The sequence below is a fragment of the Mucilaginibacter phenanthrenivorans genome, assembly GCF_024721155.1.
In the GTDB taxonomy this organism is placed as follows: domain Bacteria; phylum Bacteroidota; class Bacteroidia; order Sphingobacteriales; family Sphingobacteriaceae; genus Mucilaginibacter; species Mucilaginibacter phenanthrenivorans.
The window spans coordinates 94,231-110,909 of sequence record NZ_JAHVAP010000013.1 but is presented as its reverse complement, the minus strand read 5'-3'; the positions used below and the strand labels follow the sequence as shown (position 1 = coordinate 110,909).

The 16,679-nt window shown below is 43.5% G+C and carries 13 protein-coding genes; 7 read left to right on the top strand and 6 right to left on the bottom strand.

Translation table 11 applies throughout. The features are described from left to right. Nucleotides 1–178: 178 nt before the first annotated feature. The 3 genes from KXD93_RS25795 (at nucleotide 179) to KXD93_RS25785 (ending at nucleotide 2,927) form a co-directional block, all read left to right on the top strand. The gene (locus KXD93_RS25795; protein WP_258140415.1) at nucleotides 179–1,045 is read left to right on the top strand and encodes an alpha/beta hydrolase; all 867 of its coding nucleotides are present in this window, start codon (nucleotides 179–181) and stop codon (nucleotides 1,043–1,045) included. A 127-nt stretch (nucleotides 1,046–1,172) separates the two neighbouring features. Further along, nucleotides 1,173–2,072 (top strand): MBL fold metallo-hydrolase, encoded by a 900-nt coding sequence (locus KXD93_RS25790; protein WP_258140414.1) that lies wholly within the window; start codon nucleotides 1,173–1,175, stop codon nucleotides 2,070–2,072. 141 nt (nucleotides 2,073–2,213) lie between these two features. Next, complete coding sequence (locus tag KXD93_RS25785; protein ID WP_258140413.1) at nucleotides 2,214–2,927, top strand: hypothetical protein; 714 nt, start codon at nucleotides 2,214–2,216, stop codon at nucleotides 2,925–2,927. 183 nt (nucleotides 2,928–3,110) lie between these two features. Here the strand turns inward: KXD93_RS25785 and KXD93_RS25780 are convergent, their stop codons facing one another. From KXD93_RS25780 to KXD93_RS25755, 6 genes are all read right to left on the bottom strand, one after another. Then, nucleotides 3,111–4,358: an alkaline phosphatase family protein gene (locus KXD93_RS25780; protein ID WP_258140412.1), complete on the bottom strand. Its 1,248-nt coding sequence runs from the start codon at nucleotides 4,356–4,358 to the stop codon at nucleotides 3,111–3,113. Nucleotides 4,359–4,443: 85 nt separating this feature from the next. Continuing rightward, on the bottom strand, nucleotides 4,444–5,262 hold the full coding sequence (locus KXD93_RS25775) for a glycerophosphodiester phosphodiesterase family protein (protein WP_258140411.1): 819 nt from the start codon (nucleotides 5,260–5,262) through the stop codon (nucleotides 4,444–4,446). A 13-nt stretch (nucleotides 5,263–5,275) separates the two neighbouring features. Continuing rightward, the gene (locus tag KXD93_RS25770) at nucleotides 5,276–6,370 is read right to left on the bottom strand and encodes an alkaline phosphatase family protein (RefSeq protein WP_258140410.1); all 1,095 of its coding nucleotides are present in this window, start codon (nucleotides 6,368–6,370) and stop codon (nucleotides 5,276–5,278) included. A 74-nt stretch (nucleotides 6,371–6,444) separates the two neighbouring features. Next, complete coding sequence (locus tag KXD93_RS25765; RefSeq protein WP_258140409.1) at nucleotides 6,445–8,049, bottom strand: SusD/RagB family nutrient-binding outer membrane lipoprotein; 1,605 nt, start codon at nucleotides 8,047–8,049, stop codon at nucleotides 6,445–6,447. Between the two features lie 20 nt (nucleotides 8,050–8,069). Further along, complete coding sequence (locus tag KXD93_RS25760) at nucleotides 8,070–11,369, bottom strand: SusC/RagA family TonB-linked outer membrane protein (RefSeq protein ID WP_258140408.1); 3,300 nt, start codon at nucleotides 11,367–11,369, stop codon at nucleotides 8,070–8,072. Nucleotides 11,370–11,685: 316 nt separating this feature from the next. After that, on the bottom strand, nucleotides 11,686–12,264 hold the full coding sequence (locus tag KXD93_RS25755) for a phosphonate degradation HD-domain oxygenase (RefSeq protein WP_258140407.1): 579 nt from the start codon (nucleotides 12,262–12,264) through the stop codon (nucleotides 11,686–11,688). 381 nt (nucleotides 12,265–12,645) lie between these two features. On the opposite strand from KXD93_RS25755, the gene KXD93_RS25750 reads away from it, so the two are divergent. The 4 genes from KXD93_RS25750 (at nucleotide 12,646) to KXD93_RS25735 (ending at nucleotide 16,587) form a co-directional block, all read left to right on the top strand. Next, nucleotides 12,646–13,224, top strand: coding sequence for a helix-turn-helix domain-containing protein (locus KXD93_RS25750; RefSeq protein ID WP_258140406.1), 579 nt, complete (start codon nucleotides 12,646–12,648; stop codon nucleotides 13,222–13,224). A 189-nt stretch (nucleotides 13,225–13,413) separates the two neighbouring features. After that, nucleotides 13,414–14,100, top strand: coding sequence for an HAD hydrolase-like protein (locus KXD93_RS25745; protein ID WP_258140405.1), 687 nt, complete (start codon nucleotides 13,414–13,416; stop codon nucleotides 14,098–14,100). Nucleotides 14,101–14,104: 4 nt separating this feature from the next. Further along, nucleotides 14,105–15,424: a DUF5690 family protein gene (locus KXD93_RS25740; protein ID WP_258140404.1), complete on the top strand. Its 1,320-nt coding sequence runs from the start codon at nucleotides 14,105–14,107 to the stop codon at nucleotides 15,422–15,424. After that, nucleotides 15,421–16,587, top strand: a complete 1,167-nt coding sequence (locus KXD93_RS25735; RefSeq protein ID WP_258140403.1) for a TIGR03364 family FAD-dependent oxidoreductase — start codon at nucleotides 15,421–15,423, stop codon at nucleotides 16,585–16,587. The genes KXD93_RS25740 and KXD93_RS25735 overlap by 4 nt, the downstream gene beginning before the upstream one ends. The last annotated feature ends 92 nt before the right edge of the window (nucleotides 16,588–16,679 follow it).

The window sequence follows — 16,679 nt, the reverse complement described above, 5'->3', positions numbered from 1 at the left end:
AGCGAATATCAAAGTTGTAGACTGTTCAATTCGATTTGCATTGGCGACGAGTTTGCTTCGTCGTTCCTCCTCGCCATGAGAAGAGTTTGTTTTTACACCTATCGATATTTTTACACCAAAAAGCCACCGGTTTAACAATATATCCCGATATTGAAAACACAAACCAATCAGCCTTAATATGAAACGATCCCTACTCCTGCTAAACCTGCTGTTGCTGTTTTTACCGTTCCTGGTATCAGCACAAACAGGTAAGGTTTATGATAACCTTTCACTTCCCAGTAAAATATTAAAAAGCGACCGCAAATTCGCTGTTTACCTGCCGCCGGGATATGAAACTTCAGATCGCAGCTATCCGATCCTCTACCTGCTGCACGGCAGCGGCGACGATCAAACCGGCTGGGTGCAATTTGGCGAGGTGCTGAATATCACCGATAAAGCCATTGCAGATGGCATAGCAACGCCCATGATCATTGTAATGCCTGATGCCAATACCGGCCGCAAAGGCTACTTTAATGATATTAAGGGCGACTGGAATTACGAGGATTTCTTTTTTAAAGAGCTGGTGCCCTTTGTAGAGAAGAAATATCGTGTAAAAAGTGATAAGCGCTTCCGTGCCATCTCGGGTTTATCGATGGGTGGCGGCGGAACATTCATGTACGCTTTGCATCACCCTGAAATGTTTTCATCCGCCTGCCCGCTAAGTGCGGCTGTTGGCCCCATATCGCTGGATGATGCCCGCACTTCCATCACCAAAAATAATCCCGGCATTGCCGATTCGCTAATAGTTAAATACTATAACGAGCACAGCACAATAGCATTAGTAAACAACATGCCCGACAGCCAGAAAAAAGCCGTCCGCTGGTATATTGACGATGGCGATGATGACTTTTTATACGAGGGAAATTGTCTTGTACACATAGCCATGCGCAAAAAGGACATCCCGCACGAGTTCCGTATCCGCGACGGCGCCCACACCTGGACCTACTGGCGCGCATCGTTACCCAGCGTATTGGAGTTTGTATCGCAGGGTTTTCATCAATATTAAAGACAAAGTATAGGCAACCCTACAATTAAAAACATCGTCATTCTAACTAAGAAAAGAACTAGTCTCTAATTAACTGATCTCTAATATCAACTAATCTCTAATTAACTAACAGCTAATCTCTACCACCATGGAACGCCGTCAATTTTTAAGAAACACCGCATTAACCGCAGGCTCGCTTGCATTATTAGGAAATAAAGGCTTTGCAGCCATGCTGGCCGACCCAACTTACCAGTTTAAACCCTTGCGTAATAACGTAGGCATGTTTGCCGAGCAGGGAGGTACTATTGCATGGATGATAAACAAAGAAGGCATTGTAGTAGTTGATGCCGAGTTTCCCGATCCTGCAAAGCACCTGATAGCAGAACTGAAAAAGCAATCGGACCTGCCTTTTGAATGGCTGATAAATACCCATCACCACGGCGACCATACCGGCGGCAATATCTCATTTAAGGGGGTCGTAAAAAATGTGGCTGCACATACAAATTCACTGGCTAACCAAAAGGCGGTAGCTGTAAAAAATAACAAGGAAGACCAGCAACTGTACCCCGACACCACATTTACTGACACGTGGAAAATAAAAGTGGGCGATGAGCACATAAGCGCCTATTACTTCGGCACCGGCCATACCAATGGCGATGCCATGATCCATTTTGAAAATGCCAACATTGTGCACACTGGTGATTTGGTATTTAACCGCCGCTATCCCTTTGTTGATAACAGCGCCGGTGCATCGGTAAAACACTGGCCAATGGCTTTGGAACAGGCAACTAAAAAATTTGATAAGAATACCATGTTCGTGTTCGGCCACGCGTTTGATCCACAAAAGGTTGTAGGCACCATGGACGATGTTAAATTGATGCAGGACTTTATGGAGAAGCTGGAAGCCTATGTTGCAGGCGGCATTAAAGCCGGTAAAACCCAGGAAGAGCTCTTAAAAGCAACATCAATCCCCGGCGTATCAGAATGGCAGGGCGACGGCATTCAACGCGGCATCCAGGCAGCTTATGAGGAGTTGACCAAAGCATAAAATTTAATTGACACTAATTTTTCGAATTGGATCGAATTTCACGAATTAACTTAAAAGTCGCTAACTTAGAACGGCGCCGATACCAATTCGTGAAATTCGATTAAATTCGTGTCAATTTTCGCCCTAATCATTTAAACTATTATGAAACTATTACCAGCCATCCTGTTTCTTGCGCTGTTAGCGCCTGCTAATAAAAACGCTACCTCTAAAGAGGTTTTAGCAAGCATGTACAAAAAGTACCACGGCGTATGGCATAAATCGCTAAAGTTTAATCAAACTACCGAGCGTTTCAGGAATGATAGTCTAATAAAAACAGATACGTGGTACGAAACCATTGTGTATCCCGATCTGCTGCGAATAGATATCGGCTCAGCAAAAAGCCCTGATGGACTTCTTTTCAGACACGATTCAACCTATGTGTTCCGCGCCAACAAAATAGTGGGCGCCGAAAAAAACGAAAATGAGCTTATCTTTTTCCTTGGCGGCATGTACTCAAAAACATTTGATGACGTGCTGGCCCATTTTGCTGAACTGCATTATGATCTTTCAAAATTCCATACCTCAACATGGAAGGGTAAACCGGTTTATGTTTTAGGTGCCGATAAGGATGATGACAAGGTAAACCAGCTTTGGATAGACCAGGAAAAAATGGTGGCCGTTAGGTTTTTGAAGTACGATGGTGGCACCAAGGAAGAAGGAACCTTTGAAGACCAGGTGGCTCTAAAAAGCGCCTGGAGCGAGACCAAATGCAAATTTTACTTTAACGACAAGCTACTGCAAACGGAAACCTACCACAACCTGGTTGCCGGTGAGCCTGTTGATATGAGCATTTTTGAACCATCCTTAATTAAGTAGACCGCTTTAAAAACGCGTCATTGCGAGGAACGAAGCAAACTCTGCTAAGGACAATCAACGAACCTTGGTTTTACCGTGACCTTGTAGCCGCTGATCGGTTGCCACAATATTTCCCTTCCTTGATCTGTATAGTTTAGAGGTTGCTTCGTTCCTCGCAATGACGATAATAGTTGTAGCTATCTTTTACTTTTTATCCTTTCCCTCAACAATCACCCACCTGTTAACCATATTTCCCGGCGCTTCAATACAAACTTTATAAAATGCTGATGGAACGTCTTTAACCGATACCAAAGCATGCTGCGTACCAACAGGTACTTCGACTAATAGCTTGTATTCATCCGGCTTACCATCTTTATAATTGTTAGTGGCGGCAACCCAAATCTTCGCATTGCCCTTTGGGTCAAGCGCCTTCCACGATACATCAAGCATTCCCTGCACATAAATAACTTGCGGAACGGCTACCGATACCGTACCGATAAGTGAAGTGCCATCTGCCTCGCGTAATTGCTCAACGGGCACTTTTAGATTCATGAATTTGATGATAGATGGTGTTATATCAATAATGCCCGGCGTATAATATTGTGCATAGTTATTAAGCGGGCGATAGCTGGTAACCATCCAGGTATTGCGCTGCCTTGCCGATTGACCGCCATGGCCCTTGCCATTTTCCTCGCTGCGGCCATGATCGGTAGTTACAAATATTACCCAGTCTTCATTAAAGTGTTTCTGGCGATATTGAATAGCCTCCCAAATACGACCAACCTGGTTATCCATTTTTTCAATGGCATCATAATACTCCGGGCTATCGCCATATTTATGGCCCATATCATCGGTATATTCCAAATAAACCCAGCTCAGGTCCGGGCCTTTTTCTTTAACACAGGCGGCAGCAGCATTAGCCACTTGCTCGTCTATCAGGTGCATGTAATTACCTGCCTTATCATGCGGAAACTTAACCGTATCCAACTCGTAGCCGTCAAAAGCATAATCAATTTTATAGTTCCCGGTTGCCGGGCCCTCGCCAACCAGTTTGGTTCGGTTGTCTGTCCAGCTTGAAAATATGGCCGTCTTTTTAGCAGGATCGGCATTTTTAACCATACGGAATATAGTCCAGTAGTTATAGTTAGGCGCTTTTATGTCGTTGTCCCAAACATTATGTTTATTCACCCAGCTACTGGTGAGCAAACTGTTATAGCCATTGGCCGATATGGTAGGCGTTTGCGAATATCCGCCTTTCTCTCCGCCAACATAAGCGCGCAGGTATTGGCCCTGTGCAGCTATCGCTTTTAAATTCGGGGTGTTTAATTTTTCAATTACATCGGCAGGGATGCCGTCGGCAATAATAAACAAGGCTTTTTTTGTCCTGCTTTGCGAAAAGCCGGCTATCGAGATCATCAATAAGGGTAACAATACCCATTTTACTTTATTCATATTCACAATGTTTAGTAGGGCTAAATTACGTGCTTAAGCAAGTATAAATATCAACCGTATATTATTTTAATTAAGCAGATTTTTATTATCTCAATCCCTTTCCCTCCAGGTACTTGATCAAAGCCGGCGGATTATCGGTTTGCACGCCCTTTAAGCCAATTGCAATAACCTTATCCCAAACCGCAGGTCCCTCCAGCGGACCTTGCGCATCCGGCCAAACAGGCAGATTAAGGGTCGCCGCAAATTCAAGCATTTCTTTGGTGTATGTATTATAATTTCCATCGAGCACATCCGGGTGCCAGGAATCGATAAACTTCTTCATCGAGTCAGCATCCTTTACACTATCAGGCATGCTCAGCATTAGCGGCATGGATGGATCAGTTTTACGCCAATCGGTGATCTGTGAAGCCTTATTGATATAAACCAATACCTGCTTTTCCATGTGATATTGTTTAAGCAAATTAAGCGTAGCAGTTGCATCGGCTTCCTTAAAATCAATATAGATATAAATTTTATCCCGGCACAGCTTAAGGATCTGCTCAAACGTCGGGACACGATAGGTTGTGGTATCAGGCTTGCCCTTAACTCTTACCTTTAGTTCTCCTATTTGCTGCATGGTGAGGTCTTTTATCAATCCCTTGTTTTCAGTCATCCGGTTTATACTGGCATCATGCATGCTTACAAGCTTTCCATCGCTGGTGGTACGCAGATCTATTTCGATATAGTCTGCTCCATCCTTAATGGTCGAAGCATATCCTTCCAAAGTATTTTCAGGATACACAGTATGGTCGCCACGGTGAGCCACCACGATGTATTTGTGGCGTGCAGCGGGAGTTGGGTTTGGCTGGCAGTTGGCTTTTACCGCTAATAAAAAGAGGATGGGTAGCAGGGTTATTAATTTCATATTCAAGATTCGTTTATTTACCAAGTACAGTGTTTACAGGTTCGCCAACTTCGTGTCCGGCGGCTGCTTTAAAATCAAGGCCAAGCAATTTGGAAATGGTTTGGGCCAGCTGTTTATGATAGGTGGTAGTGTCGCCCGTTATGATTCCCTTTGCCGGTGTATCCGGGCCGATCACTGCAAACCAGGTTTGTCCGGAGTGCGGGGTATCAGTACCATGATCACGCCAATTTTGAAGCGGAACATCGCCTCTGCCGTGGTCGCAGGTTATTATCAGGGTGGTTTTGTCTTTGTATTGCGGGTCGGTTTGCAGGTATTGCCAAAGCTCGCCCAAAAAGCCATCCTCTTTTTGCGCCGATTGTAAATACAGCTGGTAATTACCATCATGCGCCAAATCATCTGTTTCATCAAAACCCATGTACAAAACGCGTGGCTTATATTGTTTAATGTACTCCTTGCTAAACTCAAATGTTAAAAAATCGAGTCTTTCATCCGGGCCGATTATTTCAGGCACTTTATGCTGAATATCGTTCAGGTATTTTAACCGGTCGCCCGCTTTAGGATCTTTAAAATCAGCATAACCTGAGTTAACCGGTAAGCCTGAACGTTCGGCGCTTAATATCGCCGGAAAGATCTGCCATGAGGTAAATACCGCGATCTTGTCTTTAAAGCCGGGCTGCTTGTTCAGGTATTCCAGTACGTTCATATTTGGATTCGGGATCGGGTCATTGGTGTTCATCCTTACATCCGGAAAGCCGGTAAAGATTTCGTTGTAGCCCGGGTACGAGAAGTGATATGGATTGGCCACTTCGTCCTTTCCGCCTGCATCCCTATCGCCATAAAGCTGTCCTTTTTGTGCTATCGTATTCCAAAAAAACGGCAGCAGGATCTTACGTCGTTCCGCTGCTGTTGCAGCCCAAAACCTTTTAGTTGTTTCCTTTTTGTCTTTGGTGAAATTGGAATTGATAAGGGCCGAATCTGCCCCGCGGTAAAGTTCCTGCCAGCGAAAGCCGTCCAGCGTAACAATTATCACGTTTTGTGTTTTATGGGTTTGTGCGTCCAGTTGCAAAAACAAACCGAGGGCAACTATAACAAGGATTAATTTTTTCATAGGATTATGTTAAAAAGCTTATAAAACAAGGAAGCCACCCGGTTTTATCGGATGGCTTCCAGTAAGAAGTATAATTATTTAAGGATCCACATCACACCGTTGATGTCGTCGTTACCGCCGTATTGGCTGGCAAGTGCTGCTGTATAATTAGCACCATTTGCTGAACGCTCGCTCGATGGGTATTGGAAACGTAAAGCTATACGCTGACCGTTATCAGTACCCGGGCCGGTAGTAAATGTAGGCACATGGGTTCTGCGATAAGTGTAATACGACTCTAAACCTGAATGACGGAACAGTGCCAAATATTTCTGCTGCAATATTTCGGTAATACCTGCATCGCCTGCAACATATTTTACAGATGGCTGGGCGTAATAAGTAGCCCAATTAGTAGCGATCAGGAATTTATCATAATTGGCATCATCTTTAACACCGGTAGTTGAACCCGGGCGGTAAAAATAAGCTGTAAAGGTACCGTTAGCAGGAACGCCGTAATAGGTCATTGAAGCCTGGATGCCGTTGATATAATGCGTTTCGGCATTGCCGGTTGCCCAGCCGCGGTTAATACCTTCGGCAATATTAAATTCCTGCTCAGGATAACCAACCTGGATGCTTGGCTCACCGGTATAAGTTGAATAATAATGTTTCCTGTTGATGAAAGAATATTTCTGTAAACCGGCGTTGTTGTACATCACACCCAAATCCAGTCCCGGATCGGCACCTATGAAAGATGAAAAAGCAGTAGGGCTTTGTTTTAGCGTATCAACATTATAACGTGCAGGTTCGGCTGTTACAAAAACCCTTGGATCTTTTAACGATGTAAGCAAACCAACATACGTAGCAGACATATTCTGCCTTGAACCATTCTGACCAAAATTATCGGGGGTTTGGGTATAATAGTTGGTTGGGGAAATATAAACATACTGAAGGTTATCAGCAGAGCTAGTCATTAGCGGGTACTTTGCAGGATCGCCAACAATTGCAGCAAACTGCTCAGCTATGTGCATGTCAGGATCACTGGTAACCTTTTTGCTCAGTTGAATAAGCAACCTCAGGCGAAACGCGTTTACAGTTTTTTGCCATTCGGCAAGGCTGTTGTTAAAAAATATGTCGTTGCTTAAAGTTGCACCCAAACCGGTACCGCCAGATGATGGATTAGTAATCAATTGAGCCAGGTCGGCATTTGCACTTTCAAGCCATGCCAGTGATTGGATCATTACTGCCTTTTGCGTATCATATTTGGGGGTAAGGTTATTTAACCCCTGCAAAGCCTGGGTCATTGGAATATCACCGCGTTCCATGCTCATTTTACTGAACAGGTAAGCTCTGAAAAATTTTCCAAGCGCTTCGTACGGATTAACAGCGGCACCGCCCGATGCACTAGCCTGGCTTTCCATAACAAGCACGTTTTTTAAAGTAGTGTAATAATCCTGTCCTGAACCAAAATCATAAGTATTATTACCATAATAGTTATAGTTATAAATGTAATACTGGCTGTAGATTTCGCTTGAACTGCCTGCAAGGTCAACCATATTGTTGAGTACCCCGTTAAAAAACAGGGAAGCAGGAACGTTATTTGGAACGTTGTTGTTTTTGGTGAGATCTTCAAAACTCTTTTTACAACTGCTTGCTGCCAGTAACACCAGCAATGGCAGAAAATAAATTATAGATATCTTTTTCATGATCGTTTCTCTGATTTTAATTAGAATGATAATTTTATGTTAAGGCCATAGCTACGTACTGACGGCGATTGAAGCCCGGTTAAAGAGGTAGCGGTATTAGCATATTGATCTAAATCCACGTCTTTAAATTCAGGGTTTTTGTAGAAGTACAACAAGTTACGACCGTATATCGAGGCTGATGCATTAGTGATAAACGATTTTTGCAACCATTTTTTAGGGAAGTTATAGCTAAATGTAAGCTCGCGCAGCTTAGCGTAAGTTTTGCTCATTAAGTTTGCTTCATTCACATTGTAATACTCACTTGCATATTCCTGCACAAATGCTGTATGTGTGTTAGGACCGTATTGCAATGAATTGTAGTTTAACACAGCGCCTGTTTTTGAATCGTAGTTGATAGGTGTGCCGTTTGATACTACAACACCCTGGCCAACGTATGAACCTGCGTAGCCTTTTTTACCAAAGTTTAACCAGTCCTGGTAACGGGCAGCACCCAGTGCACCTTCGGCAGTTAATTCGTTGCTACCGCCACGAACGGTTTTGTTGTGTACATAATCTGTAGTTACACCACCTACTGAACCATCAAACTGGAAGCTCATGCTTAAATTTTTGTAATGGAAAGTATTTGATATAGACCAGGTGTAATCAGCATTCAGGTGACCAAGGTACTGTGGTACCGGGTTTACCAAAGCTTCGCCGTTTGAGCCATTGATGATCTGGCCCTGTGGGTTCCTTACAAAAGCGGTTCCGTAGAATTTATCGGTACGGTCGCCTTCTTTAAAGAAAGTATTGTAAGTTGATTGTCCCGGAGGCAATTCTTTGTAAACCTCTTTAAATGTAGACCAGTTAACCATTACATCCCAGCCAAAGCCATCGATGTTTTTAATTGGTGTGCCTGTTAATGAAATTTCATACCCTGTCTTTTTGGTTTTTAAAGCGTTCAAAAACTCATCGGTATAACCTGTAGCAGTTGATATCACATTGTCCAAAATTCTTGGTCCGTCAATATACTGGTAAGCAGTAGCGCTCAGTCCCAAACGGTTTTGCAGGAATTTAATATCGAAACCTTCTTCGTAGTTTACACGGGTTGAAGTTTTGATACCGTTTTGATACAGGTAGTTTGAAGCATAAGCAGCAGCCTGGTTATTATAAGGCTTGCCTTCTGAATTTGTTGGATTCAATGAATACGCAGGACCATTATACGGTGAATTATAAGTTACGCCATAACCCAGCGGATTTAAGAACAATGGGTTGGTAGAAGGGCTGTTACTAATAGTTTGTCCTCCGTAGGTAGCTATTGTATTAAAAGGTGCAGGGCCTATGGTTGGGCTTGTATCATCCGAACGAACGTTTGAATATGATGCACGTGCCTTTAAGAAAGTAATAAAATCTGGCAGGTGAATGTAATCAGAAATTACAGTAGCTGCCGATAAGCTTGGATAGTAATAAGTGGTTACGTTTTGGAACGCAGATGATTTATCAACACGACCTGTACTTGATAAAGTAGCATAGTGGCCGAATGATAAATCGACAGAGTAATAACCGCTTAACGTTCTTAATTGAGAATTAAAGCTTGTTGCCTGGATAGGGTTTTTTGAGTTACTGAAAGAATAATCGGCAGGTACGTTCAAATAATCTGTTGATACCCAGCTTGAATTATACTTAAAGTTACGCAAGTTACCACCCACTAAACCGTTGATGTTTAAGAATTCATGAACAGTGTAATCAAAGTTCAATTTTAACTCTGTGTTGTTCTCAAACAAATCGCGGCGATCTTCGCGGTAATCGCCCTGGTTACCTTCACGACCGTAAGGGTGAGCAGAGAATGGCAGGTCTTCTGTATGTAATAAATTATAAGTATCAATCTGTGATTTTAAGCCTACGTTCAGGTGGTTATCAATTTTGTAGTTACCTGATACGTAACCGTAAGTATCATTTTTGTAGTGTCCGCGTGTCCAGATCTTGGTAAGGAAGTACGGGTTATGATAACGGGTATACTCTTCAAACTGCGATTGTACGTCAGTTTTGCCTGGCTGCCAGATTGCTTTGATGTCCGGCGAGTTAACGCTCCAGTCAGCACCTGTCCAGATAGCTAAGTTATAGATGATACTGTTCGGGCCATATTGAACATCCGGGTAATCATCAGTGCTCTGGCGGTTAAAATCAACGTTGGCTTCAAATTTTAAACGTGGAGTTGGGTTAAATGAAGCGTAAAAGTTTACGTTGGCGATATCAAGGTATTGAGAAGGGATATAGCTTGACTGGTGTTGCTGCGAAACTGATAACCTTGTGGTATAAGTGTCGCCAACGGCAGTTAGCGCAATATCATTGTTTGTTTGATAACCTGTGCGTAAAAAGTTAGCCAGGTTGTTGGCACCTCTTGCGGTCCATGGTGTACCCTGGCGAACGCCGTTTACAACAGGGCTATCATATTGCGGGATCAGCTGACCTGCAAAATAAGGGCCCCAAACGTCATAATCACTATCAACACCACCTGGTGCACCACCTTTACCATCAACGAAGGTATAGAAGGTGTTTTCACCCGGTCCGTATGAATGCTGAACCCGTGGGAATGCCAAAAAGCCTTTGTTTATTACCGTACTGCTATTGATGTCAACAGTTAAGCCTTTTTTGTTGCCAGCGCCTTTTTTAGTGGTAATTAAAATAGCGCCATTGGCCGCACGGTTACCGTATAAAGCTGCCGCAGCAGGACCTTTTAACACGGTATAAGTTTCAATATCATCAGGGCTTAAATCAAAAGTGTCAGAGTTGATCGGCAAACCATCAATTACGTACAGCGTAACGGTATTACCACGAATGGTCACGTTAGGTACGCCTAATACTTCGGATGTTGCACCCACCGATAAACCAGCTACCTTACCTATTAAACCGTTAATAGGGTTAGGGTCACGGGCGGTAGTAAGACTGCTTCCATCAACCGTTTGAATGGAATAACCAATGCGGCGGGTTTCCTTTTTCACACCCAAAGCCGTTACCACAACCTCGTTAAGTGTTTTGGAATCGTCTGCAAGTACAATGTTGTAGTTGGTTTGGTCGCCTACAGTGATCTCCTGTGGCACAAAGCCCAGGAACTTAAAGGAAAGCACCTGGCCTTTTTCAACAGTGAATAAAAAGCGGCCGTTCAAATCGGTTACTGTTCCTTGTGTTGTGCCTTTAAGCGTAACGCTTACGCCTGGCAAGGGCTGTTTTTTCTCGTCGGTTACTGTACCACCGATCTTTGATTGCGCAAACAAAAGCGCCGGGGCAAGACAGAATAACAACACCGTTATTACGGTCTTTAACTGCATGTAAATTTGTTTCATCTGATAGTTTTTAATAGTGAGGAGGAGGAATTTTTCATGCAGCAATACTAAACTTTGTTTATTATTGGTAAACTAAATTAGTATTAAGCTATGCTTAACAATAGATGTAGAAAATGTTAAGCCGTTAGAATTTACGTAACAGAAGCGTTACTTATTGCTTACAAATATTTAATATTGGTTGTTAGAGATTAGAGACTGGAGGTTAGTTAACTAGAGATCAGAGGCTGGAGATTAGTTCTTTTATAGCAGAATTGAGGCGTACAATTCCTTACCTAGAGAAAACTCCACAAGCGCGAAGCTACCTGGCCTCTGATCTCTAGTCTCTGGAAAGCAGATGCTCCAATGCTAACTCCTTTAAATGCTGCACATTATCAACAGGTACATTCATTTCCTTGGCGGTATCGTCCCAATAGCGCATGCGGATTATTAAATCAGCATCGGGATTAAGTTCAAATTCTTCGGCTTCGTCGCTATTCATTCGCCCGCCCTGGAACTCGAGGGTAACCTTGCTGGCTTCTGACAGCTTATTATAATATTCGGGGTATTTATAAGTCAAATATCTTTTTGCCAAAACGTGCCCTTGCACCAAAGCGGCAACGCGTTCAGAAAAGCCCTTTTCCAGCAAATATTCGGCACCCAGCTTTTCATGATCTACATTACCCATGCCATCCATGCTTTCAGCCTCGCCCTCTTCGGCGCATAGGTGGCCTATGTCGTGAAAAAACGCAGCGAGGATCACCTCATTGTCATAGCCCTCTCCCTCGGCTAATGCAGCTGCCTGGCTCATGTGCTCCAATTGTGAAACCGGCTCGCCTATGTAGTCTTCATCACCATATTTTTCATACAGCGAAAAAACTTCATTTACAATTGCACGGTAATTATTGGCAGTTTTCATAAGGGTAATTTTGCGGCAAATTAACTAAATGGATGTTATTGTAGTGTTAAGGATGCATTAATGTCGCACCTCCCTCCATCGTCATGGCGAGGAACGAAGCCAACTCTACAAAGGACAATCAAAGAACCTTTATACTGATGTGACCTTACCGCCGCTGATTGGTAATGACCTGGCGTCTCGGTCCATTGCCTGCATAGTTCAGAGTTTGCTTCGAAGCTGGTTGCAAGCAACCTGCCTGGCAATGACGATGAAATTAAAAATCAGCGTCATCAATCAAATCAGTCTAAATCAGCGGTTCGCTTTAACTAATCTTAACAAAAAAATTATTTTCATCCGTTTGCATTATTAGTACTTTGCACCGCAAACCTTTTAGTACTATTAATGGAAGAAGACATCCTGATCCAGATCAGTAACCGGATTAAAGAACGCCGGCGGGAAAAAAACATCACCGTACAGGAACTTGCCGTACGGGCAAATGTGAGTAAGGGATTGATCTCGCAGATCGAGAACAGCCGTACTATTCCATCATTAATGGTATTGATAGAGATCATCAAGGCGCTCGAGATCGACCTTAATGAATTTTTTAAGGACATCAAATCCAAAACCGCCGATCTGCCCATCCTCGTAAAAAGAAAAAGCGAATACGATCATTTTGAAAAGGAACATGCCACCGGCTTTCATTACCAGCGCATATTTACAAAATCGATAAACCCAAGCACTATAGATATAGTAATATTGGAATTAGAGCCGAACGCCAGCCGCCCGTTGGTTGAAACAGATGCATTTGAATATAAGTATATCCTTTCCGGCGAAATAGAGTACCAGTTTAACGAGGAATTTATAAAACTAAGCCCGGGAGATTCCATGCTGTTCGATGGCCGGATCCCTCATACCCCAAAAAATCTCGGCACCACAACCGCCAGTATGCTGGTGATCTATTTTTTTGAAGAGAAAAAGTGAGGGGATAGTTGATTAGGTTGATTAAGTGAGTGGTTGATTGAGTTAATTTTCCCAAAACAAAAACTTAATCCAACCTAATCAACCCAATCTAACTTAATCAACCAAAAACCAACTTCACACAACCTTAACACAAATTTAGTTTGATATTAATAAAATAAGTTTAGTATTGCTAAACAATAATTCAATTTTATGTCAATTAAGTTAGTAGTGTTTGATATAGCCGGAACAACGGTTAAAGATGATCATGATGTAAGCAAGGCATTCCAGGCTGCGCTGTTAAAATCAAATTATGAAGTTCCGCTCGAACTGATCAACCCGTTGATGGGTTATGAAAAAAATTTAGCCATCAGGCAGATCCTGCGCCTCCATGAGCATAACGACGCTAAAATAACGACAGACTTAGTAAGCAAAATTCATAAGGAATTTGTTGAGCAAATGATATCGCATTACAAAACCGCACCAGGTATTGAGCCGCTGCCAAATGTTGAAGAAACATTTGCTGCATTACGCGCCAAAGGCGTACAGGTAGGGATCAACACGGGTTTTTCGCGCGATATTGCTGATACAATAGTTAACCGCCTGCAATGGTTAAAAAAGGATTTGATTGATCATGTTGTCGGTTCGGACGAAGTAGAGCTTGGTCGCCCCCACCCTTACATGATCCAGAAAATGATGATCGATGGTAAAATAGAACGTTCACGGGAAGTTGCCAAAGTTGGCGATACCGAGGTTGACGTTCGCGAGGGGCAAAACGCAGGTTGTAAATATGTTATCGGTGTTACTACCGGTATTTTTACCCGCGAGGAGCTGGAGGCCTACAATCCAACCCATATTATTGATGATATTGCAGATGTATTAACCATCATAAGCAAATAGACCCATGACGATAATGGATAGCTTGCGTGTTAAGGTTGCCAAATGGCCTTACTCCGTAATATCAGTATTAGCTGCGGTATGTGCCTTCGGTACTTATACTTCCATGTACGCTTTCCGCAAAGGCTTTGCGGCAGGCACGTTTACCGGCGAGCAATATTTCCATGTTGATTATAAGGTATGGCTGGTAATAGCCCAGGTTATTGGTTACACACTAAGCAAGTTTTACGGTATTAAATTTATTGCCGAGTTAAAGCCTGGTCAGCGGGCCAAAAGCATTTTCGTACTGATTGGAGCCGCATGGGCAGCGTTGCTGCTATTCGCAGTTATCCCCGCTCCTTATAATATTATTTGCCTTTTCCTCAATGGCTTCCCGCTGGGGATGATCTGGGGATTGGTTTTTAGTTATCTCGAGGGCAGAAAATCCACCGAGTTTATGGCAGCGGTTTTATCCATCAGCCTCATTTTTGCCTCGGGTTTTGTAAAAACAATAGCACGCAGCATGCGCGATATCTTTCATGTGAGCGAATACACCATGCCGTTTATAACAGGTGCGCTGTTCGTGATCCCGCTCATATTTTTTGTTTTCTGTTTGGAATTGATGCCGCCTCCCACGGAGGAAGATGTTAAGCTCCGCACAAAACGTACCCCAATGGATGCCGCCGAACGCCAGCTATTTTTAAGGCGCTTTTTACCGGGTATCATCCTTACGCTGGTTATTTATGTACTGCTCACCATAATGCGCGATATCCGCGATAATTTTGAGGTGGAGATCTGGGCCAGCCTGGGTAACAAGGACAATACCATTTACGCTAAAATTGATACCATAATTTCTGTTATTGTATTAGTGGCCATGAGCTTGCTGATATTGGTAAGGAAAAACCTGAAAGCGTTTCGCATTATCCATTTTATGATTATTGGCGGCTGCGTGTTAATTGCGGCGGGTACTATACTTTTCGAGCTTAAACTTATCGGCCCTATGGAGTGGATGACAACAGCCGGGTTAGGTCTTTACTTAGGCTACGTTCCGTATAACGCTATTTTCTTTGAACGAATGATCGCCTCGTTCCATTACCGCAGTAACGTAGGTTTCCTGATCTATGTATCAGACTCGATGGGCTACCTTGGCAGTGTGACCATTTTACTGGTTAAGGAACTTGGCCGGCCATCCATCAGCTGGGCAACTTTCTTTAAGGAGGGTGTATTGGTGGTAGGCATAGTTGGCGGGGCATGCGCCATATTCTCCCTTATCTACTTTATGCAAACTGCCCGCAAACACAATATAAGCGAAGAGCCGCAAGGCGAATTAAACATACAATCCGTATGACACAAACACATTCATCAAATTCCCCCTTTAGGGGGTCAGGGGGCTCTGCGATAATTATAGGCGCCGGAATAGTTGGTTTAGCCACCGCACGAGCACTCGCAATCCGTGGCTATAAAGTAACCATCTTTGAACGCAATGAACGTGCGGTTGGCGCTTCCATCCGTAATTTTGGGATGATCTGGCCCATCGGGCAGGCAACCGGGCCGCTGTTTGAACGGGCCATGCTTTCCCGTAGCATCTGGAAGGAGATCTGTACCGAAGCAAACATCTGGCACGATGAAGTTGGCTCCTTGCATTTGGCTTATCATGATGATGAGCTGCAGGTGATCAGCGAATACGTTGAAGTAAACCAGCATCTGCGCGACTGCAGCATTTTATCACCTAAACAGGCTTTAGAGAAATCACCGGCTGTTAATCCGAACGGATTGAAGGGCGCTTTATGGAGCGGCGAAGAAATGATAGTTGAATCGCGCGTAGCTGTCGGACAAGTTGCCAAATATTTGGCCGATAAATATGATGTTGAATTTCATTGGAATACTGCGATCAGCCAAATTGAACACCCAAGGGTAATGTCTGGTAACCGCGTATGGGAGGCGGATGAGATTTTTGTTTGCAGCGGTGCAGATTTTGAATCCCTGTATCCCGAACTGTTTTTAGAAACACAAATAACCAAATGCAAGCTACAGATGATGCGCCTGGTTACTCAGCCGGACGAATGGCGCATCGGCCCATCGTTATGCGGCGGCTTGTCTATGATCCACTACCCGGGCTTCCAGGCAGCAGCTTCGCTACCTGCCTTACGCAAACGTTACGAAGAACAATACGCCGATTACCTAAAATGGGGCATCCACGTAATGGTATCGCAAAACGGCAGCGGCGAATTAACCATAGGCGATTCGCACGAATATGGTTTGGTTCACGACCCATTCGACAAGGAATTTATTAATAGTATGATAACTTCATACTTACAAACTTTTGCCACTTTTAAGGACTGGAAATTACTGCAGTCATGGCACGGCATCTACCCAAAAATGACCAACGGCGCAACCGAATTGATAGTTGACATTGCCCCGGGTGTAACCGTTATAAACGGCGTTGGCGGCAACGGAATGACGTTATCGTTTGGCTTGTGCGAAGAGTATATTGGGAAGAGGAGTTCATAGTTGATGGTTCATAGTTCATAGCCGGAAAGATTAGCTGTACACCAAAAAAATTGCAGCTACCATTAACCATCAACTATGAACTAATAGAAAAC

Coding starts and splice junctions, on each gene's coding strand:
- KXD93_RS25775 (WP_258140411.1), bottom strand. CDS start 5,262: ATGAAATTAATAACCCTGCTACCCATCCTCTTTTTATTAGCGGTAAAA.
- KXD93_RS25760 (WP_258140408.1), bottom strand. CDS start 11,369: ATGAAACAAATTTACATGCAGTTAAAGACCGTAATAACGGTGTTGTTA.
- KXD93_RS25740 (WP_258140404.1), top strand. CDS start 14,105: ATGACGATAATGGATAGCTTGCGTGTTAAGGTTGCCAAATGGCCTTAC.
- KXD93_RS25765 (WP_258140409.1), bottom strand. CDS start 8,049: ATGAAAAAGATATCTATAATTTATTTTCTGCCATTGCTGGTGTTACTG.
- KXD93_RS25770 (WP_258140410.1), bottom strand. CDS start 6,370: ATGAAAAAATTAATCCTTGTTATAGTTGCCCTCGGTTTGTTTTTGCAA.
- KXD93_RS25780 (WP_258140412.1), bottom strand. CDS start 4,358: ATGAATAAAGTAAAATGGGTATTGTTACCCTTATTGATGATCTCGATA.
- KXD93_RS25785 (WP_258140413.1), top strand. CDS start 2,214: ATGAAACTATTACCAGCCATCCTGTTTCTTGCGCTGTTAGCGCCTGCT.
- KXD93_RS25795 (WP_258140415.1), top strand. CDS start 179: ATGAAACGATCCCTACTCCTGCTAAACCTGCTGTTGCTGTTTTTACCG.
- KXD93_RS25750 (WP_258140406.1), top strand. CDS start 12,646: ATGGAAGAAGACATCCTGATCCAGATCAGTAACCGGATTAAAGAACGC.
- KXD93_RS25755 (WP_258140407.1), bottom strand. CDS start 12,264: ATGAAAACTGCCAATAATTACCGTGCAATTGTAAATGAAGTTTTTTCG.
- KXD93_RS25735 (WP_258140403.1), top strand. CDS start 15,421: ATGACACAAACACATTCATCAAATTCCCCCTTTAGGGGGTCAGGGGGC.
- KXD93_RS25790 (WP_258140414.1), top strand. CDS start 1,173: ATGGAACGCCGTCAATTTTTAAGAAACACCGCATTAACCGCAGGCTCG.
- KXD93_RS25745 (WP_258140405.1), top strand. CDS start 13,414: ATGTCAATTAAGTTAGTAGTGTTTGATATAGCCGGAACAACGGTTAAA.